The organism is Dysgonomonas sp. (assembly GCF_035323175.1).
Lineage (GTDB): Bacteria > Bacteroidota > Bacteroidia > Bacteroidales > Dysgonomonadaceae > Dysgonomonas.
Genome location: NZ_DAOKYH010000023.1, coordinates 16,232 through 40,261 on the forward strand (window position 1 = coordinate 16,232; position 24,030 = coordinate 40,261).

The 24,030-nt window shown below is 37.7% G+C and carries 20 protein-coding genes; 4 read left to right on the forward strand and 16 right to left on the reverse strand.

What is annotated here, in order from left to right; all coding sequences use genetic code 11:
* Nucleotides 1-11: 11 nt before the first annotated feature.
* The 10 genes from PKC55_RS16535 to PKC55_RS16580 form a co-directional block, all read right to left on the reverse strand.
* Nucleotides 12-710 (reverse strand): porin family protein, encoded by a 699-nt coding sequence (locus PKC55_RS16535; RefSeq protein ID WP_135104097.1) that lies wholly within the window; start codon nt 708-710, stop codon nt 12-14.
* 33 nt (nt 711-743) lie between these two features.
* On the reverse strand, nt 744-1,967 hold the full coding sequence (locus tag PKC55_RS16540; RefSeq protein WP_291126256.1) for a M16 family metallopeptidase: 1,224 nt from the start codon (nt 1,965-1,967) through the stop codon (nt 744-746).
* A complete protein-coding gene (locus tag PKC55_RS16545; protein ID WP_291030202.1) occupies nt 1,964-2,665 on the reverse strand; it encodes a DNA alkylation repair protein in 702 nt (233 codons plus the stop codon). Before PKC55_RS16545 ends, PKC55_RS16540 begins: the two co-directional genes overlap by 4 nt.
* Before the next feature lie 131 nt (nt 2,666-2,796).
* Complete coding sequence (gene cysS, locus PKC55_RS16550) at nt 2,797-4,272, reverse strand: cysteine--tRNA ligase (RefSeq protein ID WP_291126257.1); 1,476 nt, start codon at nt 4,270-4,272, stop codon at nt 2,797-2,799.
* A gap of 160 nt (nt 4,273-4,432) precedes the next feature.
* On the reverse strand, nt 4,433-5,428 hold the full coding sequence (gene dusB, locus PKC55_RS16555; RefSeq protein WP_291126259.1) for a tRNA dihydrouridine synthase DusB: 996 nt from the start codon (nt 5,426-5,428) through the stop codon (nt 4,433-4,435).
* A 156-nt stretch (nt 5,429-5,584) separates the two neighbouring features.
* Entirely contained in the window at nt 5,585-6,262 is a 678-nt protein-coding gene (mnmC2, locus tag PKC55_RS16560) for a tRNA (5-methylaminomethyl-2-thiouridine)(34)-methyltransferase MnmC2 (RefSeq protein ID WP_291126261.1), read from the reverse strand.
* Between the two features lie 18 nt (nt 6,263-6,280).
* Entirely contained in the window at nt 6,281-6,760 is a 480-nt protein-coding gene (ispF, locus tag PKC55_RS16565) for a 2-C-methyl-D-erythritol 2,4-cyclodiphosphate synthase (protein WP_291126263.1), read from the reverse strand.
* A 32-nt stretch (nt 6,761-6,792) separates the two neighbouring features.
* Complete coding sequence (gene porV, locus PKC55_RS16570) at nt 6,793-7,959, reverse strand: type IX secretion system outer membrane channel protein PorV (RefSeq protein WP_006842734.1); 1,167 nt, start codon at nt 7,957-7,959, stop codon at nt 6,793-6,795.
* A gap of 145 nt (nt 7,960-8,104) precedes the next feature.
* A complete protein-coding gene (locus tag PKC55_RS16575) occupies nt 8,105-8,731 on the reverse strand; it encodes a fumarylacetoacetate hydrolase family protein (protein WP_291126265.1) in 627 nt (208 codons plus the stop codon).
* Nucleotides 8,732-8,774: 43 nt separating this feature from the next.
* Complete coding sequence (locus PKC55_RS16580) at nt 8,775-9,512, reverse strand: polyprenol monophosphomannose synthase (protein WP_291126267.1); 738 nt, start codon at nt 9,510-9,512, stop codon at nt 8,775-8,777.
* A 218-nt stretch (nt 9,513-9,730) separates the two neighbouring features.
* Here PKC55_RS16580 and PKC55_RS16585 point away from each other — a divergent pair, with 218 nt between their 5' ends.
* The gene (locus PKC55_RS16585; RefSeq protein WP_324373586.1) at nt 9,731-10,567 is read left to right on the forward strand and encodes an energy transducer TonB; all 837 of its coding nucleotides are present in this window, start codon (nt 9,731-9,733) and stop codon (nt 10,565-10,567) included.
* Nucleotides 10,568-10,671: 104 nt separating this feature from the next.
* Here PKC55_RS16585 and PKC55_RS16590 read toward each other — a convergent pair whose 3' ends face one another.
* Both PKC55_RS16590 and PKC55_RS16595 read right to left on the reverse strand, forming a co-directional pair.
* On the reverse strand, nt 10,672-11,433 hold the full coding sequence (locus tag PKC55_RS16590) for a TIGR03915 family putative DNA repair protein (RefSeq protein WP_291127819.1): 762 nt from the start codon (nt 11,431-11,433) through the stop codon (nt 10,672-10,674).
* A complete protein-coding gene (locus PKC55_RS16595; protein ID WP_291127816.1) occupies nt 11,433-12,695 on the reverse strand; it encodes a putative DNA modification/repair radical SAM protein in 1,263 nt (420 codons plus the stop codon). The genes PKC55_RS16590 and PKC55_RS16595 overlap by 1 nt, the downstream gene beginning before the upstream one ends.
* Before the next feature lie 306 nt (nt 12,696-13,001).
* Between PKC55_RS16595 and PKC55_RS16600 the strand changes: the two genes are divergently transcribed.
* From PKC55_RS16600 to PKC55_RS16610, 3 genes are all read left to right on the forward strand, one after another.
* Nucleotides 13,002-14,207, forward strand: a complete 1,206-nt coding sequence (locus PKC55_RS16600; protein WP_283686532.1) for a C40 family peptidase — start codon at nt 13,002-13,004, stop codon at nt 14,205-14,207.
* A 27-nt stretch (nt 14,208-14,234) separates the two neighbouring features.
* Entirely contained in the window at nt 14,235-15,383 is a 1,149-nt protein-coding gene (locus PKC55_RS16605; protein WP_283686531.1) for a dipeptide epimerase, read from the forward strand.
* Nucleotides 15,384-15,454: 71 nt separating this feature from the next.
* Nucleotides 15,455-16,303: a hypothetical protein gene (locus PKC55_RS16610; RefSeq protein ID WP_135104082.1), complete on the forward strand. Its 849-nt coding sequence runs from the start codon at nt 15,455-15,457 to the stop codon at nt 16,301-16,303.
* Nucleotides 16,304-16,317: 14 nt separating this feature from the next.
* Here the strand turns inward: PKC55_RS16610 and PKC55_RS16615 are convergent, their stop codons facing one another.
* The 4 genes from PKC55_RS16615 to PKC55_RS16630 all read right to left on the reverse strand — a co-directional run bounded on the left by PKC55_RS16615 (nt 16,318) and on the right by PKC55_RS16630 (nt 23,966).
* Nucleotides 16,318-16,773, reverse strand: a complete 456-nt coding sequence (locus tag PKC55_RS16615; protein ID WP_135104081.1) for a cold-shock protein — start codon at nt 16,771-16,773, stop codon at nt 16,318-16,320.
* Nucleotides 16,774-16,801: 28 nt separating this feature from the next.
* The gene (locus PKC55_RS16620; protein ID WP_291127812.1) at nt 16,802-17,926 is read right to left on the reverse strand and encodes a DEAD/DEAH box helicase; all 1,125 of its coding nucleotides are present in this window, start codon (nt 17,924-17,926) and stop codon (nt 16,802-16,804) included.
* Between the two features lie 461 nt (nt 17,927-18,387).
* Nucleotides 18,388-21,411, reverse strand: a complete 3,024-nt coding sequence (locus PKC55_RS16625; RefSeq protein WP_324373587.1) for a golvesin C-terminal-like domain-containing protein — start codon at nt 21,409-21,411, stop codon at nt 18,388-18,390.
* Nucleotides 21,412-21,425: 14 nt separating this feature from the next.
* On the reverse strand, nt 21,426-23,966 hold the full coding sequence (locus tag PKC55_RS16630) for a bifunctional glycoside hydrolase family 9 protein/polysaccharide deacetylase (RefSeq protein WP_324373588.1): 2,541 nt from the start codon (nt 23,964-23,966) through the stop codon (nt 21,426-21,428).
* Between the last annotated feature and the right edge of the window lie 64 nt (nt 23,967-24,030).

Below are 24,030 nucleotides of genomic sequence, written 5' to 3' on the forward strand. Positions count from 1 at the left end.
ATACCAGTAGGCTAGAATCTGAATCCGAACGAAACAAAAAAGTTTCTATTTTTTAATTCAGGACCGGTATAAGCAATATTGTAGAGCCCATATTCGTACCCTATGTTTATTGTATATATATCATACACCAGACCAACTTTCGCGTTCAAGCCATAATCGAACCTTCGCCATCGGTCAGGAGTAAATGATTCGAATTCGACCTCAGGAACCGTTGTAACAACAGGCTTCCCTATATTATCGGAAATCACTGTAACGCTGCTTGTTGTACCTGTCCCTTTATATCCATAAGCGGCATATAGTCCTCCATTAATATTAAATGCCCATGACTTCGTGAAATACAATTCATATCCCAAATTAAAAGGCATCTGTATATAATTGCCTGTGGCATTATAATATCCGTCATAGGTAGTTACAGAAATATCACCATTTTTCTCTACAGTATGAATATGTCTTTTCAATCCTTTCTTAGTAACAAACAACCCTGTTTGAAGCTGCATATTACTCCAGAATTTATAATTTACATTGAACCCGATATGAACTCCTACTTTGGCTTGCTTATATGTATTTTCATTCTTAATATCCATTCCAGCGAGGTTTAATCCCACATGTATATCCGAAGTGATACGTTTTTTAGGATACTGAGCATTTATAGTTCCAATACTGCAAACAAACAAAGATATAAGTAAAAATATTTTTAAGATTGTTTTCATAAAGTTAGTATAGCTAATGCAAAGTTAAGAGAATTAATCATATATTAAAGTAAACAAACTTCTTTCATCAAAAATTTCGTTACTCACTGCCAGTATTTGTTCTGCCGTCACAGCTTCTATTTTTTGAGCGGTTTCCGCCAATGTATTGAAGTGATTATGATGCAAAAAATTCTTCCCTAGGGCTAATGCCAGATTCTCATGATTGTCTCCCATCACTCCTATCTGCCCAATGAGTTGCTTCTTGGCTGTACTTAGTTGACCTGATGTAAGCTTCTCTTTTCTTAATCTATTTAATTCTTTATGCACCAAACTAATACACTTATCCACATTTTTCTTATCACAGCCAAAATAAATTGAAGTTATCCCCGTATCGGTATATGATGTTATCGACGAGTCTACGTTATATACATAGCCTCTTTTCTCTCGTAAAGAGATATTCAAACGGCTATTCATTCCCGGGCCACCCAAAAGGTTATTCAAAAGATTTAAGACTCTTCTATTGGGGTCACACAATGAATATGAACGTCCGCCAATCAGAACATGTGCCTGCGAAGTCTCTTTATCCTCCCTCTTATTTACTGATGAGATGTCAACCGGCTTTATCCGTTGTATATCTGATTTTATATCAGGAATAGCCGACAAATATTTCTCGGCATAATAAACAATCTTCTTAAAGTCTGTTCTTCCAAGTGAAAAAAACACCATATTGGAAGGATTATAGAATTTGTTCACGAAAGCCTTAGCCATCTGCCCATCAAAGTTCTGCAACAGCTCGGCACTTCCTAATATATTATGCCCTATCTGGGACTGATCAAAAACAAGGTTTTCGAATTCATCAAATATCAGTTCTGATGGACTATCTTCATACGAATGTATTTCGTCTATTATAACCTCTACTTCTTTTTCGATTTCCGATTGAGGAAAATTCGAATGAAAAGTAATGTCTGAAAGTAACTCTATCGCACGGCTAAAGTGTTGCTCAAGAAAGACTGAGTAAACAACCGTTTCTTCTTTATTAGTAAATGCATTGAGCTCTCCACCCACATTTTCCATACGGTTGATAATATGATACGCCCGTCTTTTATCCGTACCTTTAAACAGCATATGCTCTACAAAGTGAGCCATACCGTACTGATCGGGAGCTTCATCGCGTGTACCTGCATTGACTATAAAACCACAATAAGAAACATTACTTTCTATTGGTTTGTGCACAATACGAAGTCCGTTGGATAATGTATGAGTGAGATAATTTATCATTTCTTCATGTAAAACGCCCTTTCTTCAGGGCTTAATTTTTCTATTGAGTAACGCAACATCGTACGAGGCATCTCTTTACTATAACGATCGAGAAAATCAGTTAATTGCATTTTATCTCTCTTACCCATCTCTCTTAGCATCCACCCGATAGCTTTATGCATCAGATCGTGCTTATGATATAATAATCGTCGGGATAAATCTAAAATATCTTGATAATCGTTTCGACGGATAAATGCGAATGTGGCAATAATAGCAATACGTTGATCCCACAACAGAGAACTGTCTGCTAATTGATATAAGACTGACCTGTCTTTATCTACAAGATACTCTCCAACAATATCTTTTGCACTGAGATCTACCAAGTCCCAGTTATTGATACGATGTGTATGAGCCAAATAAAAATCTACAATCTCTTGTTTTCTTGTCTCGTCCTTTGTCTTTTTAAATAACTCTACGAGAATAAGCAAAGCGCACAGGCGACACTCATGATATTCATTATTGAGAAGTTTTGCTACCTCTGTAAAAGGAATATCTTTATATTTCTTAGCTACTTTTCGAGTATCAGGAACAACAACTCCCAGAAACTTGTCACCTTCTCCATATTGACCTTTCCCTGTTTTGAAAAAGTACGGGAGAAATTCCCGTTTTTCAGGAGTTGAATAAGCATTTAGCTCTTCTTGTATTTGTTTAGCTATCATTATATTCTCTATAAAAGGTGACAAAAGTGACAGATTCCAGGCTATTTTTCTCTGTCACTTTTCTAGTTCATAAAACAGCCTTGCATATATAATAAGATAAATATTGATCCTTTATATAAAGAGAAAACAGCTTATTTCAGTTTCCATTCGGCACCATCCTTGCCATCTTTGATTTCAAATCCGGCTTTAGCCAATTCGTTGCGAATCTGATCTGAAGTAGCCCAATCTTTATTTTCCTTTGCTTTTTGGCGAATCTCGAGCAATAAGTCCACAGCTTTACCAAACGCTTCATTATTACCACTGTTTGCACCTATTGCATCATTACGGATACCAAGTATGCCAAACAAAAAGATATCAAATACTTCTTTAAGCTCATTTATATCTTCCTGACTCAATGTTATATTACCGGCACTTGCAGAATTGATTGTTGTTCCGGCTTCACATAGATGCGCTATTACGATTGCCGAATTCAAATCATCATTCAATGCCTCATAACACTTGTTCCTAATATTTTTCACATCTACAGAAGATGTCGCTGAGACAGGAATTTTCTCTATACGTGCGTATGCATCATAAAGTCGTTCGAGGCTCTTTTCTGCAGCTTGCAAGGCTTCGTTACTGAAATCTACTGTACTACGATAATGCGCCTGTAAAATAAAGAAACGAATTGTCATAGGGCTATACGCCTGTACCAGCATTTTATGAGAGCCTGTAAAGAATTCATCCAGTGTAATGAAATTCCCTAGAGATTTACCCATTTTCTGCCCGCCGATAGTTATCATATTGTTATGCATCCAGTATCTTACTACCTGATGCTTTTCCATTGCCGTATTCTGAGCTATCTCGCATTCGTGATGAGGGAACATAAGATCGAGCCCACCACCATGTATATCAAATTCTCGGCCAAGATATTTTATACTCATTGTTGAACATTCGATGTGCCACCCGGGAAAACCATCACTCCAAGGCGAAGGCCAACGCATAATATGTTCGGGTGCAGCTTTTTTCCACAGAGCAAAGTCAACTCTACTTCTCTTCTCTTCCTGACCATCGAGCTCACGTGTAGTATTTAGCATTTCTTCGATATTGCGATGAGAAAGAATACCATAATCGTAATCCTTATTATATTTCTCTACATCAAAATAAACCGAGCCATTACTTTCGTATGCATATCCGGCTTTCAATATACCTTTGATTGCCTCTATCTGCTCTATGATATGCCCCGAAGCATGAGGCTCTATAGATGGAGACAGTACGTTCAAAGCATCCATTGCTTTATGATAACGATTTACATAATACTGAACAACTTCCATTGGTTCCAACTGCTCCAAACGTGCTTTTTTGGCTATTTTATCTTCACCCTCATCGGCATCGTTCTCCAAGTGCCCCACATCCGTGATATTACGAACGTAACGCACCTTATAACCTAAATGTGTGAGATAACGAAATAGTATATCGAATGTTATAGCAGGACGGGCATGTCCGAGATGGCCATCTCCGTATACGGTTGGTCCACAAACATACATCCCCACATGCGGTGCATGAAGCGGTTCGAATACTTCCTTTTTTCGTGTCAGAGTATTGTAAACCAATAATTTTTGTTCCATAAACAGTCTGTAATTTTTTTAGCAATACAAAAGTAAGAAAATTATATAGAAGTAAGGAGGTTACACACCGAATATTAAGTGTGTAACCAAACCTATGTATTATTAAATATTTAGGGGTTATAGGTTTCTTTATTCCTATTACCGAAAACTCAATTTATATTCAATTGTTTGATTCCATCTGAAATTGCTCCGGTATAGTATCCATAATTTCAAAAAGTTCATCAACGGACTCTGTTCGCAACATAGCTACTCTTATTTTTTTAAAATCGGGCAATCCTTTAAATAATGAGCTTGCAGCCAAATGACGCCGACTGTGAATAATTCCGCCACGTTCCCCTGAATGAGCAACATTTTTGCGGATCATCTCTTTTAGAACATCCAAATACCATTCGAATTCTTTCTTCGGAAGCGTTTCACCGGTTCTCAAATAATGCTTCACCTCTTCAAATATCCACGGACTGCCGATACTCCCCCGCCCTATCATTACGGCATCTACTCCTGTTTCGTCGAAGCGGCGTTTGCATGTTTCGGGACTAGTTACATCCCCATTACCTACTATCGGAATATGTATACGAGGGTTATTTTTCACATCGCCGATCAACTCCCAATCAGCCTCTCCTGTGTACATCTGTGAGCGTGTGCGTCCATGTATTGTCAAGGCTTGTATTCCTACGTCTTGCAATTGCTCTGCCAGCTCCACAATAATCTTCGACTCATGATCCCAACCTAAACGAGTTTTTACTGTTACAGGGATTTTTACGGCTTTTACCACTGCAGCAGTTATTTCAACCATCAGTTCGGGGGTTTTCATCATACCCGAACCGGCACCCTTGCCTGCCACTTTCTTTACCGGACAACCAAAGTTTATATCCAAAATATTCGGATTGGCTTCTTCACAGATTTTTGCAGCTTCCACCATCGCATCTACTTCCCGTCCGTATATCTGTATAGCCACAGGACGCTCTTCTTCACTGATGGTGAGCTTGGCCTGAGTTTTATTCACATGACGAATAAGTGCATCGCTGGATACAAACTCGGTATATACCATATCTGCCCCAAATTGCTTGCACATAAGACGAAATCCCATATCTGTTACATCTTCCATAGGTGCAAGAAAGACAGGGTTTTCAGAGAATTTTATATTGCCTATTTTCATTATATTATAGTGTAGATTCTTATAGATATTTATTAAATATCGGGCACAAAGATAAGTATCTTTTATCAGAAGATAAAAAGATAGAATTGATCTTAACTATATTATAAACGCTGAGGAAATGAATATAAAAAGAATATAGTAAACAAAAACGAAGCATCAATCTGTTTTTGTAGCACGTAGCATTTCTCTTTTTCCGGGAGGTCCGGGAAGTCTTTCAGTTTTGTAGCCTGCTTGTTGTAACATTCTACGCACAACTCCTTTAGCACAATAAGTAACTAATATCCCATTCCGGGCAGTAACAGAATACAACGAATCAAAGATTGATTGCGTCCATATTTCGGGCTGCTTATCGGGAGCAAATGCATCGAAGTAAATGAGATCGAAAGAAGATCTTAGTGAAGAGAAATCAAACTTTGTAAAATCACATTCTATCTTCGACAAATAAAACTCAGGTAAAATTTGAACTTCTTTATTCCAATCAACATCATGCAGCTTATTATATAATATCTTTGCTTGCTCCGAATGATTATCCGAATAATTCAACTCACTGATAATTGATTTAGGCAAAGGGTATAACTCTAAGCCTGTGTAATGAATAACTCTTTCGGTATTGGTTACATCCAATGCTGTAAGAAAAGCATTTAAACCTGTTCCGAAACCAATTTCAAGAATATTGACACTATCTTTTTTGCAATGATGCAATCCTGTGTTAATAAATACGTGGGTTGATTCTTGTATAGCTCCATTTACCGAATGATAGTGTTCATTCAGGTCGGACATGAAAAGAGTGTGAGACCCATCAGCGGTTAATTCTATTTTGGGTTTCACACTCATTTCTTTTGTGTCTAATTATCACTTTTTTTCAATTAAAGCAACGGCGTATGCGGCAAAACCTTCCTCACGGCCTACAAACCCCATTTTTTCTGAAGTTGTTGCTTTTATCGATATATCATCTACCGAGATGTCTAAAATCTCAGCCATCACTTTCTGCATCTGAGGTATATGAGGATTTATTTTAGGACGTTCGGCACAGATAGTTGCATCTATATTGCCTATACTATATCCTTTCTCGGTTATCACCTCTAATGTTTTTTTCAATAAGATTTTACTGTCTATATCTTTATACTCCCCGGCTGTATCAGGAAAATGAAAACCTATATCACGTAAATTTGCCGCACCTAGAATAGCATCGCAAATAGCATGTATAAGCACATCAGCATCGGAGTGTCCTAATAGTCCCTGACTATGTTCTATCTTGATTCCACCTAACCACAAATCTCTATTATCAGCAAGGCGATGCACATCATAGCCAAAACCTACCCTTATCTTCATTATATCAAATAACTTTATCTACGAAACAATAATTACTTAAATAAATTTTTCATTGCATCAATATCAAAACCTAGAGAAAAACGCAATGTTTGGTCTAATGGATTTTGTTGAGCCGTAGCCAACAGATATGCTACATCCAGTTGGAATGCACTTAGCTTAAATCCTGCACCAAAAGAAAGATACTGACGATTACCTTTCATCTTGTTTTCGTGGAAGTAACCGGTACGTAAACGAAATTTATCATTATAATCATATTCTGCACCAAGCGACCATGCGATCTCTTTCATTTCTTCCGAGAATCCACCGGGAGCATCACCAAATGATTTGAAGATACCCGCTATCGGGTTAATATCTCGATAATCTGCCATGCGTTTACTGAATTCATCATTGGTTTCCCCTTCTTTTTTAACAGGAGGAGTTGGAACCAAATACTTGTTCAAGTCTGCACTGAATGATATTGTACTCACCTCGTTGATTGGATACATAAGAGAAGCACCTAAACGCAGATTGGTTGGTAAGAACTCGTTTCGAGAATCTCCGTTTGTAGAAATTTTCGTACCAATATTAGAGATATTGAAACCAAAACTTAGCAGACTTTCTGAGCTCCCTGTACGGATATAAGATTCGTTATAACCCGAAATATCTGCGGCAAAAGCATTACCTACTGAAGTTTCTTCAGAAGCTCCTGTATAATCGGCACGGATATAACGCACAGTTACAGCTCCGGAAAAAGTCTCTGTCAGTTTACGGGAATATGCTAAGTCGATAGCCAACTCGTTCGGACTTAATACAACACCATTGAAGTCATTTAAATCTGTTACAACCTTCACATCTCCGATAGAGAAGTAACGGATAGATGCACTTAATGCCTGATTATTTTCATTTCCTAATTTATAGTAACCAACACCATAAACTAGTGCTATATCATTAATAATCTTTCTCAACCATGGAGTATATGATATTCCAAAACCTGCCTTACTTGGGCTAAATGCATATTTAGCAGCATTCCAATGTTGGGAATACACATCCGGTGCTGTAGCCACTCCGGCATCTCCCATCCCACCTGCACGGGCATCAGGAGCTATATTTAATGACGGCATAGCCGTTTGTATCGGATTCACGTCATCTTGTGCATACGCGCCTAATGCAAGTAATGCAAAAATATTTACAAATAAGATTTTTCTCAAAAGACTCTTCATTTATTCTACTATTTAAGTAATTAATTTATTTGCTAAGGTTTAATTATAGTTTGTTCGGATTTCTTATTTAATTATTCAGTATGTATAGATAACAATTTTTTATAATATTTATTGTTATGTAGTATAAATTTAACATTCTAATTTATCAGCAAATAAATATTTCCAACAATTTCTCTCCTTCTATTTCTCCTGATAAATGATTTCCTATTTGCACCTTCCCTACTCCGGCGGGTGTGCCTGTAAAGATTAAATCGCCGGTTTTGAGCGTAAAAAACCGACTGGCGTATGCAATTATTTTATCTATCGGGTGTATCATTTCGGTAGTGTTAGCCGATTGCACCGTCTTACCATCAATAGACAAACTGAAATTCAAATCATCCATCTGTTTGTCCCATTTACCTTTCGATACAAACTGTCCTACCGCAGCCGAGTTATCAAAGGCTTTGGCTATTTCCCAAGGAAGTCCTTTTTTCTTAAGTTCAGATTGTATATCTCTTGCCGTAAAGTCGATACCAAGAGTAACTTCTTCGTAATACCGATGAGCAAATCGTTCTGCTATATTTTTACCCATCTTACTTATCTTAACTACAACTTCAGCCTCGTAGTGTATATCGGCAGAGAAATCGGGAATATAGAAATCTTTCTTATCACCCGAAAGCAAAGATGTATCGGGTTTCATAAAAAGAACAGGATCATCGTCGCTATTCGATAATGCCCTGTTCATTTCTTTATTATGTGATTGATAATTTTGCCCTACGCAAATAATTTTCATCTTTTTGCTGTATAAAAAATATACAACAAAGATACACAAGTTTTTATTTCTTTTTATGAATTCCGCCAAACATTTGCCTCAAGCGCATTGTAATTACACCAATGACACCTTCAGCAAAAATACCGGAGCTCATTTTTGAAGTACCCAACATCCGATTAACAAAAATAATAGATACCTCTTTTATATTAAATTTGAGACAATGTGCCGTATACTTCATTTCCACTTGGAAAGCATATCCTTTGAAGCGAATATTCTCCAAATCAATAGTTTCTAGAACTGCACGCCGATAACAAACAAATCCGGCTGTAGAGTCATGTACCTTCATGCCCGTAATAAAACGCACATATCTGGAAGCAAAATAAGACATCAAGACCCTTCCCATAGGCCAGTTTACAACGTTTACGCCACTACAATAGCGTGAGCCTACCGCTAGATCGGCTCCTTGATTAACACATGCCTCATACAAGCGGAGAAGATCGTTCGGATTGTGAGAAAAATCAGCATCCATCTCATACACATACTCATAACTGCGTCCTAAAGCCCATTTAAACCCTGCGATATACGCCGTTCCAAGACCAAGTTTACCGGCTCTTTCCACAAGATGTAACCTTTCGGGAAACTCTGTTTGAAGCCTCTTTACAATAGAAGCGGTTCCATCAGGAGAACCATCGTCTATAATCAGAATATCGAACTCTTTTGGTAGATCGAACACTGCCCTTGTGATGGCCTCTATATTCTCCTTTTCGTTATAAGTCGGGATGATAACTATTGAATCTGACATTTCCTACAATATATTAAGTTACAAATGTAGCATTTTAAGTATTGATAAATAAAAATTTGCCCGACAAAAAAAACTAAAATATTACGATATCCATTTCGCAAAAAGAACTTTTTCAATGAGATTAAAAAAAATTAATACCTCTTTATGGAATTTCAGAGACTTTAATATCTATTAAGTAGAAAAAGACAAGATTAAGTAACAATTTAAAACATACAGTTATGAAAAATGCAGTAAACCTAAACTCAACAGAATGGTGTGACATAGTTTTTGAAGGGAGAAACAAATCATACGGAGCATTCGCCTTAAGGCAATCTTCTTGGAAACGACACATTCTTGCTTTCGCAATCATCTTATTGTTTGTAGGTTTTGTAACAGCCCTACCGTTAATCATCAGTACTGTAAAAGCTGCAACAGGTCTACAGCCGGATAATATAACAGATAAATATACAATGGTAGTTATTGATCAGCCATTAAACAAAGTGGATGAGATTGAAAAACCACCAATTCCAGAACCACCTAAATTTATACAAATGACGAAGTTTGTTCCACCAACAATTGTAGATGACTATAAAGTCAATAATGAAGAAGAGATGGTGACAATGGAAGAGGTTGCAAAAGGCAAAGACGCCATTGGAAAACACAAGGTAGAAAATGGTTCTACTGACCCTGATGCTGTCCGAAAAGATATAGAAAGCATAATGACACCAACGGCTAAGGGAGGAACAGAAAAGAAACCCGAGACATTTATTGCAGTAGAAATCATGCCCCAATTCCCTGGTGGTGAATCCGAAATGTATAAATTTATAAGTGCCAACCTTAAATACCCCGTTGTAGATCAAGAGATAGGAACACAGGGACGTGTTATAGTAAGATTCGTTGTTAGTAAAACCGGTGAAATATCCAACTTGGAATTATTAAAAGGTATTAGTCCAACATGCGACAAGGAAGCAATGAGAGTTATAAAAAGTATGCCAAAATGGATTCCTGGGAAGCAAAGCGGAAATCCTGTTCAGGTATATTTCACAATTCCGATTGTATTCAAACTGAAACAATAGAAGTACTCTGCCCAAGAAGGCTGTATAGCGTTTTTACCTTATCCGATATTGATTTCTCTTCGATCAGGATGACAAAGGACAAGAAAAACACTATTACAGCCTTCTTATTGTTTCTCGGTAAGGTATTTCCAAAAACGTTTTGGCATGTGCTGTCGATGCAGTTTTCGATTTATACGTTCTTTTATGGTCATCGACTTAAAATAACCTTTCCACAACTCTTGAAATAACTTTTCGTCTTCGGCCATCAACTTTTCATCTAATTTTCCGCCCAGCAAATGTTCATCATTATCAAGGGTAATCTCTACCATTGTATTCAGATCATAGTAATACCCATATTTTCTTTTCATATCATAGATAACCCATTTTTGATCCGAAAAGCGATCTTTGAAATGACCAATAGCCAAAGGAAGAGCATTATATCGGGGAAATACAGGTGCAAAGAATATATCGTCAGCAGCTTTTTGAAAACGCACAAACTGTTTCAGATAGAGTTCCTCGTGGGACACTTTCCTAGCCAGTTGGCTCATCTGCAAAACATCGCTATCTGCAAAATTCGTTTCTATAGAGATTTTATTATCAAGCGCTTTACGAATATAACGGAACATAAGATCGTCACTTCCTTCTTCCTCCGAAAGCCAAACATAGGTAAGCATGTTGCATGCTCCTTTCGATAGTTTATTTTCTAATCCTTTCCAAACCCGAGTAGCTTTGTCTTCTTGCGTAACCACCGTATAGCTATCATCCATAAACATGGGAGCAATATCTCCTTCTGCCAGTAATCTGTCGGGAAATACTTTTCGGCTATATGCATCAAAGATGGCGGTCAATAAGCCTTCGAATGTTTTATCGTAAAAAAACACTATCATCAGTCGGGGAATATTATAGACAACTGGCTATCATCACCTTTTCGCTTTTTAGGTTCAGTAAGGATTTTGCGAACATACTCCGGCGTAGCTTCGTTGACTGTATACATGGGCAGCTCGTTGCAAGTAATAAAATACTGCGCTTTCTTCATCACCACTCCAATCTTTTTAAGATGTGAGGCATTCAATCTACCATGCCGACGCGAAGTTACAATATACTGGGCTGACTTAACCCCAATACCGGGCACACGAAGAATCATTACATAGTCGGCTTTGTTAATATCCACCGGAAACATCTCGGGATGCCGCAGTGCCCATGCCAATTTCGGGTCTATCTCGAGATCAAGATCAGGATATGCATCGTCTACGATTTCGTCAGCTCTATACTGATAAAAACGCATCAGCCAGTCGGCCTGATATAAGCGATTTTCCCTCACCAATGGCGCCTGCGTTAGTGCTGGCAAACGAGTATCATAGCTGTTTACCGGAATAAAGCCCGAGTAGTATACACGCCTCATCTGCGTTTGTTGATAAAGGATGGAAGACACGCGCAAGATATCCTTATCCCGCTCATTGGTTGCACCTACTATCATTTGCGTACTCTGTCCGGCAGGAACAAAGCGTGGTGCAGAACGAAACTTCCGCCTGTCTTCTATACTTTGTTGCATCCCCTGCTGAATATAGCGCATCGGCTTGTATACACTGCGGTGATCTTTTTCGGGAGCCAGTAGTTTCAGATTTACCTCTGTAGGTATTTCCAGATTTACACTCATACGATCGGCATACAATCCGGCTTCACTAATCAATTCCTGACTAGCACCGGGTATGCTTTTCATGTGAATATATCCGTTGAATCGTTGTACAGTTCTGAGATTTTTTATGACCCTTACCATACGCTCCATCGTATAGTCCGGGTTGTTGATAACGCCCGAACTAAGAAAAAGTCCTTCGATATAGTTGCGACGATAAAACTCAATTGTAAGATCAACCAATTCTTGGACGGTGAAAGTAGCTCTACGAATATCATTACTCCTACGGTTGATACAATATGCACAATCATAAATACAGTAGTTGGTTAGCATAATTTTCAACAATGAAACGCAACGCCCATCTTCCGTAAAACTATGGCATATCCCCATACCACCTACAGTATTCCCGAGTCCGCCCGCTTTATTTTTGCGGACAGTTCCACTGGAAGAGCAAGAAACGTCATACTTTGCCGACTCTGCCAATACCTTCAGTTTTTCGAGTACATTATCATTCATAGAAATACAAAGAAAAGCATTTTAAAAGAGAGGCTATTATAAAATAATTTAAAATAAGACCTTTTGTTGAAAAATAATTAAAGCACTAATTACATGCAATTTACAATAAAATATTTTATTACTATTAAGCAAAATGTATCGTTAAAGTCGAGCATAAAGGCACATACATCGAATTAGTGTTTAGATATATATTTTAAACTATTTTAACCACTCAAAAAGAGAAAACACAAAGTAAAACTCTGCGGAAATCCTTATTTTGCATATATTTGTAATATCACATCTAATAAATTATTCAGGCCTGCCGTTATGAAAAAAATATGCACACTGATTGCTTTATGTATATGTTATTCTGTATTATATGCGCAAAATACAGACAAACAAATTTACAAGCATGCAGAACTAGAGACAATCCTCAACAATATCAGAGAGAAACATATCCCTGACAAAAGAGTAAAAGTGTTTGATATAAAAGTAGATGATCACGAAAAGAATCCTACATTATCAGGAGTTACATCCGACATTGCTGCATATAATGAATTAATAAAGCAGTCTGAAAAAATCTATGGAAAAAACTTCACAGATAAGATAAAATTATTACCCGATAAAGATTTAGGAGACAAGACGTATGGTGTGATAACCTTGTCTGTTGCCGATATCCGAATTGAAGGCAAATTCTCGGCAGAAATGGCTACTCAGGCTACCCTCGGAACACCAATCCGAATTTTACAAAAAGATGGGTGGAGTCGCATACAAACTCCTGATGGATACATAGCTTGGACTCAGGAAATAAATTATCACCCGATGACTAAGACTGAATTTGAGAATTGGAACTCGGCTAAAAAAATAATATTTACAGACTATTTTGGGTTTGCATATTCTGCACCTGATACACAAAGTCAGACTGTATCCGATCTAGTCAGTTGCAACATTCTGAAAAAAGAAGGCGAGGTTGGAGATTTTTATAATGTATCATACCCCGATGGACGAAAAGCATATATACTAAAAAGCCAAAGTAAAAAGTATGAAGACTGGCTTGCCGGAATTATAATATCAGGGGACGACTTTGTGAAAAAGGCATACACCCTGATGGGGATTCCCTATGTATGGGGTGGTACATCGGTAAAGGGCATGGACTGTAGTGGGTTTACCAAAACAATAGCACTGATGCACGGTATTATTCTGATGAGAGATGCCTCACAACAGGTACATACAGGCATACCGATTGATGTAAGCAATGGATATGGAAACTTACAACCCGGAGATTTGATGTTTTTTGGAAAAAAAGCTGAAAAGGATAAAAAAGAACGTATACGTCATGTCGCATTTTATATTGGCAACAATAAGTTCATTCATGCATCAGGGTATATCCGTATCAGCAGCCTCGATCCTAAAGACAATGATTATGACGAAGTGAATACAAAAGAATTCATCAGAGCTTCGCGCATAATAGGGGCCATAGATAAAGAGGGATCGGGAATATGGTCTATATCAAACAACTCATTCTATAAGTAATTATCATCATACTTAATATATCGAATCATGTCACAATCGAGACGTAATTTTCTAAAAACAGCAGCTTTAACAACAATAGGAAGTGGATTATTCGCCGGCAATCCATTAGCAGCATTTGCTCAAAATAATAAGAAGACTATTTCATTAAATAAGAAAATGAAGTTAAGCTTTAAGCCATACGATTTGCAATTGCGCCATGTATTCACTATTGCTAATTCTTCACGCACAACAACACCTGTTGTACTGACTGAAATTACATACGATGGCATAACTGGCTATGGAGAAGCTTCTCTCCCTCCCTATTTGGGAGAAACCCAAGCTTCGGTAATCGAATTTCTGAAAAAAGTAGATCTCGAACAATTTTCCAGTCCGTTTGAACTGGATGATATACTCACCTATATCGACAAAATAACAGAGAATAATACTGCGGCTAAGGCTTCTATAGATATTGCATTGCATGATTTGGTAGGCAAAATAATGAATCAGCCCTGGTATAAAATATGGGGGTTGGACAAAGAGAAAACACCATCTACAACGTTTACGATTGGTATCGATACGGATGAGATTGTTAAACAAAAAACCAGAGAGGCCGCACCATTATACAATATACTGAAGGTAAAGCTCGGACGAGAAAATGACAAGCAGATGATAGAGGCTATACGGACAGTAACCGACAAGCCTATAGCCGTGGATGCCAATCAGGGATGGAAAGATAAACATTATGCATTGGACATGATCAACTGGCTAAAAGAAAAAGGTATAGTCATGGTCGAACAACCAATGCCCAAATATAATCTGGAAGATGCCGCATGGATTACAGAAAGAAGCCCGCTACCTATATTTGCTGATGAGTCTTTTCAACGTCTTCAAGATGTGCTACGGCTAAAAGGAGCTTTCACCGGAGTAAATATCAAGTTAATGAAGTGTACAGGCATGCGTGAAGCTTGGAAAATACAAACTGTAGCACGGGCAGCCAACATGAAAGTAATGATAGGCTGTATGACCGAAACGTCTTGTGCCATCTCTGCCGCAACGCAATTATCACCGGCTGTAGATTGGGCCGATCTGGATGGGAATCTATTGATCAGTAATGACTGCTTCAAAGGAGTAACAGTTATAAATGGGAAGTTACATCTGGATGATAAGCCCGGAATCGGAATAGAGAAAGTCGGGTGATCCAAATAGTTTTTTGATGATAAGTTATATTTATTTATCTATCTTTGCATAAATTTAATACATAAGAATACGTGATATTACTAGCTGAAAGCGGCTCTACAAAGACAGAGTGGTGCCTGGTGGACAGAAGTGGAATTGTAGAACATTTCTTGTCCGATGGTATTAATCCTTTTTTCCAGACAAGAAAGGAGATAAGTCGTTCTATTCGGCTACAATTGCCACCGATCTTCTTTAAGACTAAATTTCATACCATACATTTCTATGGTGCAGGCTGTTCTTCACTTGAAAAGAAGAATGTAGTAAAAGCTTCACTTGAGGCCCAGTTTAAAACACCATCGATCATCGAAAGTGACCTTTTGGGTTCGGCTCGTTCCCTATTTAAAAACGAAGCCGGTATTGCCTGTATTTTGGGAACCGGCTCTAACTCGTGTCTATATGATGGGGATACTATAATAAAGAATGTGAAACCTTTGGGGTATATCCTTGGGGACGAGGGAAGTGGCGCTTCCTTAGGTAAGATATTTCTTGCTGATTGCTTAAAAGGATTAGCACCTACTGAACTTATAGAGCCATTCTACAGAAAGTATAAGATTGATCCGGATGAGATCATGGATTATATTTATTCTAAACCATTCCCAAACAAACTCTTATCCGTCTTGTCATTCTTTCTATACGAATATCTCGAACATCCCTATATCAATAATTTAGTCAGAAAGAATCTACGGTCTTTCTTTGAAAGGAATATCCTTCAATATGAATATACGGAATACCCTATACGCTTTGTAGGATCGATAGCAAAAATGTACTCCTTCATCTTAAGAGAAATAGCTCAAGACTTAGGAATATACATTGATGTTATTATTGAAAATCCGATTAAAGGACTGATTGAATATCATAAAGAAAACGGACAGTTAATATAGATAAGATATCTATATTACTTTTTATCTTCCTTATTAGCCAGAGTGATTCTTACAGCATTCATGCCTTTTTGACCTCGCTCCAATTCGAATGTCACCATATTGCCTTCTTCAATGGGAACTAAAGTGCTGCTTACATGGAAGAAATATTTTTCTGTGCTACCTGTGTGTTTAATAAAGCCATACCCCTTATCCTGATTAAAGTATTCTACACGACCATTGAGGATAGGATCTTCTACATCTTCTTTCTTGGGCGTTGAAATAGCGATATCTTCTATTTCTATATCTTGTTTATTTGTCTGAGTGGGAGGTGTACTGGTTATAACACCATTTTCATCCACATAAGCGATCATATCTTCAAATGAGTCGACAGGAGCATTTCGCCTTTCCTCTCTTTTCTGTTGTTTTTCTTTTCTCTTTTGCTGTTTGTTTTTTTCTATTTCTCTTTTGTTAAATGAATTTGATTTTGCCATTAATTATATATTTATGTTTTTATATTTGTTACGCTGGAATTGATAATTGATTCAACTTCTTCCCTGTTAGTTTCTGAATATCATTTAGCATTGCATTCTCTTCCGCCGAACAGAAAGTAAGAGCAGTTCCACTATTACCTGCACGTCCGGTACGACCGATACGATGCACATAAGTTTCGGGAACATCGGGCAAATCATAATTGATAACCAACTCCAGTTGATCCACATCTATCCCTCTTGCCGCAATATCCGTAGCAATGAGAACTCGTGTCTTTTGTGACTTGAAATTATTCAACGCACGTTGACGTGCATTTTGAGATTTGTTGCCATGAATAGCTTCGCTACCAATCCCTGCTTTACAAAGAAGACGTGCAATTTTGTCTGCTCCATGCTTCGTGCGGGAAAAGACTAGAACTGATTGCTTTTTATCTTTTTTCAACAAATTGATCAACAAGTCTTTCTTTTCTTGTTTCTCTACAAAATACAAATATTGCTTAATAGTATCTATAACAGATGATGCAGGTGTAACTTCTACCTTAAGAGGATCTCTGAGGATAGAGCGAGACAAAGAAGCAATTGTCGATGGCATAGTAGCAGAGAAAAACAAAGTTTGTTTCTCCTTAGGCAACTTAGGCAGCAGACGTTTAATATCATGAATAAAACCCATATCTAACATACGGTCAGCTTCATCAAGGACGAAATGACGTATAGAGTCCAGATTTATAAAACCCTGATTAATCAAATCCAATAGTCGTCCCGGTGTAGCAACTAATATATCTATGCCTGTCTTCAATTCATCTGTTTGCGCTTTTTGCTTCACTCCTCCATATATAACACAATGGCGAATTCCTGTATACTGAGTATAGTCATTGAGGCTGTCGTTTATTTGGATTGCCAGTTCTCGTGTTGGAGTTAATATTAAAGCTCTTATTTCTCTCTTTTTGCCACTAACTTTATTCAAATAAAGTTGCTGAATGATAGGCAGTGAGAAGGCGGCGGTTTTACCTGTACCTGTTTGTGCCAATCCTAAAACATCTCGATTGGTTAAAGCCGGAATAATAGCTTTTTCTTGTATAGGAGTTGGCGTTGTATATCCTTTTTCTTCCAGAGCCTTTAATATCGGCTCAATAATATTTAATTCTTTAAATGTCATAAATAGCTTAACTGTAATCTACTACAGATTTTATAATTGAATAATGTGTTACGAACACTGTGCAACACATTTCCGTAACTTGTTAATAAAATAAACAAGAAAGTTAATTTTGACGTCATTTTTTACGATGGGAAGTTCCGCTAAAACAGAGGCGGAGCAAAACATTGCGAAGAAAGATACAATATAAACTCGATTGTTCAAAAGACAAAGATACGAAAACAAATCGACTTATTCTATTCTTCGTATTTTATTTGATAAAACTCTCTAGTATATAAGAGGATAAAACAATATAGACAATAATAAAAAAGTGTCCTGAAATAATTTGTATTTTATATTTGTCATGTTGAACGGAGTGAAACATCTCGTTCGGGAGGATGGAGATTCTTCATTACATTCAGAATGACAAAGAAGATAATACTTCGGTAATACAAATTATTTCAGGACACTTCTTCTTTTTTCCTTTATTTAAACATAAAAGAAAGAATATTTGACATCAGGCTGTCTCTTTCTGCTTGATCTTTTATCGCTTCGAAAGGAAAACCAATTACACACGTTTTGTAATCGCCATCATGAGCAATACCGGCACTAAGATTATTCTCTGTATATCTGAATACTGTATAACTATTATCTCCGGCTGGCTCTAAAGCATCAGGAGATTCTACAGCATAAGCTATAGGGTTGAGTTTGGTATAAAACTCATAGTTACCAGAAAATACGGGAAATGGAGACGCTATTGTTTTCACTTTCCCCTCAACTGCTGCACGCCCGACTCTCCATTTATATTTTAACACATCGGCAGCAAATTTTTGATCTTCTACTTGAGGCTTTTCGGTATCCCACAGATCAGAAGCGATATAAGCTCCGCTTATAAAGATATTTCCTCCTTGTTTACAATAATCAGTAATTTTGCTTTGCAATTCTTTAGGAAATGTTTTGAACTCAACAGGACTTACACCTCTACCCATTTTTGTTTGTCGTTGTTTCCCTAATATCAAATCTACTAATTTGTAAGAGTTCATGTCCACAGCTCCGTCCAATATAGCATCACGGCTTACAGACACGAACGAATATCCCGCTGCAGTAATAGATCGCCCATGCATAGACGGATAGTCAAATGTATTTCCGGCAACAACTGTTGTTTCGTAATTCCCATTGCTTGCACCAAAGCCTGCAGCATCGTCATCCATCCAAGGTATCGTCCTTCTGAATTCGTATTGGCTTCCAATATAATTATATTCTACTTTATCGGGCACTCCATGGTCAATAAAGTCTAAAAATCCACCAATGCTATCTCTCGAAGCAAAGCTATAAGGAGCAGATAGTCTATCAAAACCATTAACAATAAGCACCTGCCCTTTCTCTTCCGACTTCTTACATACCGAAAGTATTTCAGACGGAAAGCTTTGTCCTCCTTTGTTTACAGCAGTTATCTTAAAGCTATATAATACTTCTTTTTCGATCGGCATAATCGCACTTATACCATTCACTATCTTACCATTATCAAAGTCTCCATCGCCTATACGTGTATATACGATATATTGATCAGGCTTTGCGCTTGGCTCGGTAACATCATCTACCGGCTTCCATTTTAATTCCACCTGAGTATCCCCGGAAAATTGCGCACTAAATGATTTTACAGGTAATGGCTGCACAACATAATCATAGCCATATTGATGAGCTATGAATTTGAGCATGCCTTTATATATGGAGCGGCTAACCGTAAAACGAAAACGAGGATCGAGCCCATATTTCATATCTGCAAAATTCTGGTGCGACAGTAATTCCAACAACATGGTAGGCACATTCGGAACACGGGCCTCACTATAAGAACGGTTCCACATCTGGCGACGAGTCCACTGCGGTTCATACTCGCGGCGAATATCTTTTACGATCTCATCCATTATCAGTTCGGTAAGGTCACGAGATGCCCAACGAGTCTTACCATTTTCAAACTTTTCATCATTATGATGTGTCATATAAATACCCAGGCTTCCAATAATAGAATCGTTGAAAGTCGTACCGGCATCGGTATGAAAAGCCATTGCAAGGTCTATCGGAATATTCAGACCGTCCTTTTTAGGTAATACGGAGGAACCTCCGGCAATATAATTTACCCAGAAACCTCTACTCTGATAATCGTCAGTATAATCATTCTTTCCTTCGCTCTTGTTGTATATACTATCGGGAGCACCAGCCCATTGCAACCAGTAACGAGCACCCTCTGTATAACGAGGATAACCGCTCACCTCAGGTTTGTAATCTATCGCCGGAAGTTTCTTTATATTATCATTTTCAATAGTTTCAGAGCTTTTAGTATTGTCGGTTACAATACCGCTGGCATGAGGTAGTCTTGCAATATTACCCATTCCTCCTCCTATTTTAACAGCATCAGCAGTCAATATACGTCCGGCTTTATTGCTTTTATTGGTCAATACAACCTTACAATTTTCATTTATACCCTTATCAAAAGAAAAATAACCTAGAAAAATCCACGTACCTCCACCCATCTTTTGATTAATACTAAAGTCGGTTTTTCCGCCCTTATGATATACTGTATATCGGGCATCATCTGTACTATTAGCTAATGTCTTATAAGATATGTACACCCCATATTTACCATTTTCGGGAATATCGGGGATCCACTCACATCGACTTTCTTCTCCGTTCTTTATTGTCTTTACTTCTTTGTAAGAGCCTGATCTGAATGGATTTTCTCCATCCAGATATGACTCTTTCAAATATGCAAATCCTTCATAGTAGCCAGCTGTCCAGCTGTCTTTTCCATTAATTTCTTTATATATCGATTTATCTTTGTTTCTATCGTTATCTACAATTATTTCATGTCGCTGTATATCACGTTCGCGAGGCAACAAAACATTTGCACCTGCATTTTCGAGCATAGGTACTAAGTATGGCAATACATAACTTTGAGTATATAGATCTTCCACAGTCTGAAAGATACGTGCCCGCTGCCACTCCCAGCGTGCTAACTTTTGTTCGTAATACCATCCGTGGCTTTGCCATATAGCCAGGTGATGATTCTGCAACCCCTGGTCAGCAACATAGGGTTGAGATAGGTTTGCTACCAATGGTTTATCAAGCATGTTAGCAAATAGCTGCTTTTTTTCTTTTCCAAATAAAACCAAATCTTCTACTTTTCGGGTATCTGTAATCAATTCGATTTTGTGTTTTTTATACTTTTCGGGAAGTAGACCTTTTATTTTATTATAAATGACATCTACTTCATTTTTCTGAAAAGGAATATAGGAAAGGTTTACTCCTGCAAAGAAGGCTATAGTTTTCCCTTTCATGTTCACAGAGTCTATTTTTATTCTCCCTGTTTTTACATCCTTGTTGGCAAATTCTGTCAGGTATGTTCCAATATTATTTTTAATACTATCGGGAATAATTTGAGCTTTTATTTCATTCACTATAAAAAATGAGAGAAATAAAAGAGATACATTGAAAAAAAAATTCCTTTTCATTATAATTTAATTTATCATAAACGCTCAAAAGAATAACCTCTTTTTGCTAAACCTTTTATAATTTCATTTAATCTCAAATATAATTTATCTTTTCTATCAGGATGAGTTCCTGGATGAATAAGAATGATAGCGCCATTCAATGTATTTGCTTTTTCATATGCAAACAGCTGGTCTATTATCTGTTGAGAAGACATGTAGTTTTTCATATCCGGGGTCGTATAATCGGCAGCTGTTCTCAACCCGGGAGTAAAGTTAATCGTTATCTGATTTTGCGATTCAATTAAGTTCACATTTTCCTTATTATACCACTCATACGGAGGCAAATAATAATTCACATCAGATTGTTTTATTCCATGCTTTTCGAGTTCATTCATATTTTGCCTTAAATCATTAATAAGGCTATCTGATGTCACAAGAGACTGACCTCTATTTCCCCAAGACGCATATAACAGATGCTTATCTGAATGTCCTCCTACATAATGTCCTTTTTTAATAATTTTATTAATCGTTTCTTTATGTTCTTTCATTCGCAAACAATTCCCTGTAAGAAAAAAAGATGCTTTAATTTTATTATTATCTAAAGTATTAAGAATAGATGAAGCTCCCTCAAATACTGAATCTGCAGAAAAAATTAAATGAATTACTTTTTTATCCGTGTTGATTCTAACAGTGGCTCCATAGGCATCAGTTACCGTATTATTTAGTTTACTAGACTGTTTTCTTCCTAATTGCTCCATTATGGAGAGGTAATATATCATATAACAAGTACCATCGATCACAGGCTCATTAGTTCCATAAGAATCTTGATGAAATACAGCCGGACCATTCTGAAAGGCAGCTAAAGGATCTTTACTGCGACTCACTTTTGGGACGCCCAAGAATGTATCATGCCAACCTTCATTGATGGGACCGTCAACCAATCCCCCCAAACGAGTTTCGTCTGTTCTGGAAGAAACGCCTCCTTCAGGAAAGCCTCCTATAAAAGAGAATCCCCAAGGATTACAACCTAAAATCCAATCACGTAAAGCAGCTTCCATCTCTTGAAAAGAACTATCTCCTGAGACCTCTTTATATTGATGAGCATAAGAAGCGGCACCAATAACGGCAAAGTTAGCACACCACACATAAGGCACACCATTCATAAACGGCTCATTTCCTGCACGGTTTCGAATAGTTTGTAATCCTTGACGCATAAAGTCGGTGAATTTTTTACTTGTTACTGTATCTTGAGATTTTGCCAGCAGGTGATGTCCCTGATTAACAAAAGGATAGAATTGATAGTGACGTGCAAATCCAAATGCCCACAAAGGATTAACGGGTTCAAGTTGTCCCCAGTAGTCTCCTTCGGCACGCCATTTAGGCTCTTTGGTAAGAGTATAAAATGTAGCAGCCGCTAACTCTATATCATCCACATAATTGTCTTCTTCGTAAAAATAAGGGGAAACTACACAGACTGTTTGAGTATTTCCGGGATGCTCAAGTGCAAATTGGTAGGCAGGCTCTGCTTTATCTGATAGAACTTGAGCAAAAGCAGGATCTATATTCTTGAAAAGTTCGGCTCCCAAAGCAAAACAGGAAGCAAATTTACCTGCAGAAGAAGCCACTCCGGTAGTACGGTTCAGTTGAATCTCTCCATTTTTGGGATTAGGTAAATCTTGAGGCTCTCCGGTAATAAAATAAACCGGTCGCCCCTTACCTGGCCCCCAGCCATAATCTACATTATCATTTTGAGGCAGCCCATAACCGGCATGGTCTCGGTCATCAGCAATCTGGTTGTACATTTCTTTAGGCGCAGGGTTCATTCTGGATAGCCAGTCAAGTCCCCAGCGGATTTCGTCCAGGATATCAGGAATACCGTTACTACCCGGACTGGCATCTGCGCGATAATTGTCTTTAAAAATTGTTTTATCTTTTGCCTGATAATAAGCTAACATCATGTGATAGATAGCACTTGCTGTGGTAGTAACATATTGTAATTTATCGTCTGCGTCATGCCAACCACCGCGAACATCAATATGTTCCCCAGTACGGGTAGGATGCTCAACAATAAAACCATCATGTTGGTGACAAACGGTACCTAAAAAATTATTATGCCCGCAACGTTGACGGCGCATATAATTGAGCATAAAATCAACAGACCCTTCGTAAATATCTGCTCCAATCTTAAATTGAGGAGATTTCACGCTGGCAGCTTCAATATAATAATCGCCTTCTGCCTGAACAGAAGAAAAATCGAGGCGAAAAGCCGATTTTAATCCCCAATAAGCAGCATCCGCAATTTTTCCCTGGCCGCTGAATACTGTTTTCCCGGTTTTTGCATCAATAAGAGAAAAATTCGGTGTGCCATGTTGAGTTGCAGGTAAAACCGGTGGTTGTCCACTACTTCCACGAAAAGATAAATCAGAAGTGATTTCTTCGGTCGAGATTAACACTGCTACTTTGATATCTTTGGGAAGATATCCCAATTGATTTATCCTTACCCAGGAAGATTGTCCATAAGACAGGGAAACCATCATGCAAAAAATAAAAAAAGCGACTAAGCGATGCTGTTTCATGTGACAAAAGATTAAGATAAAAGAAGGAGACAACTTGGCATCCCAGGATGTCTCCTTCTATATA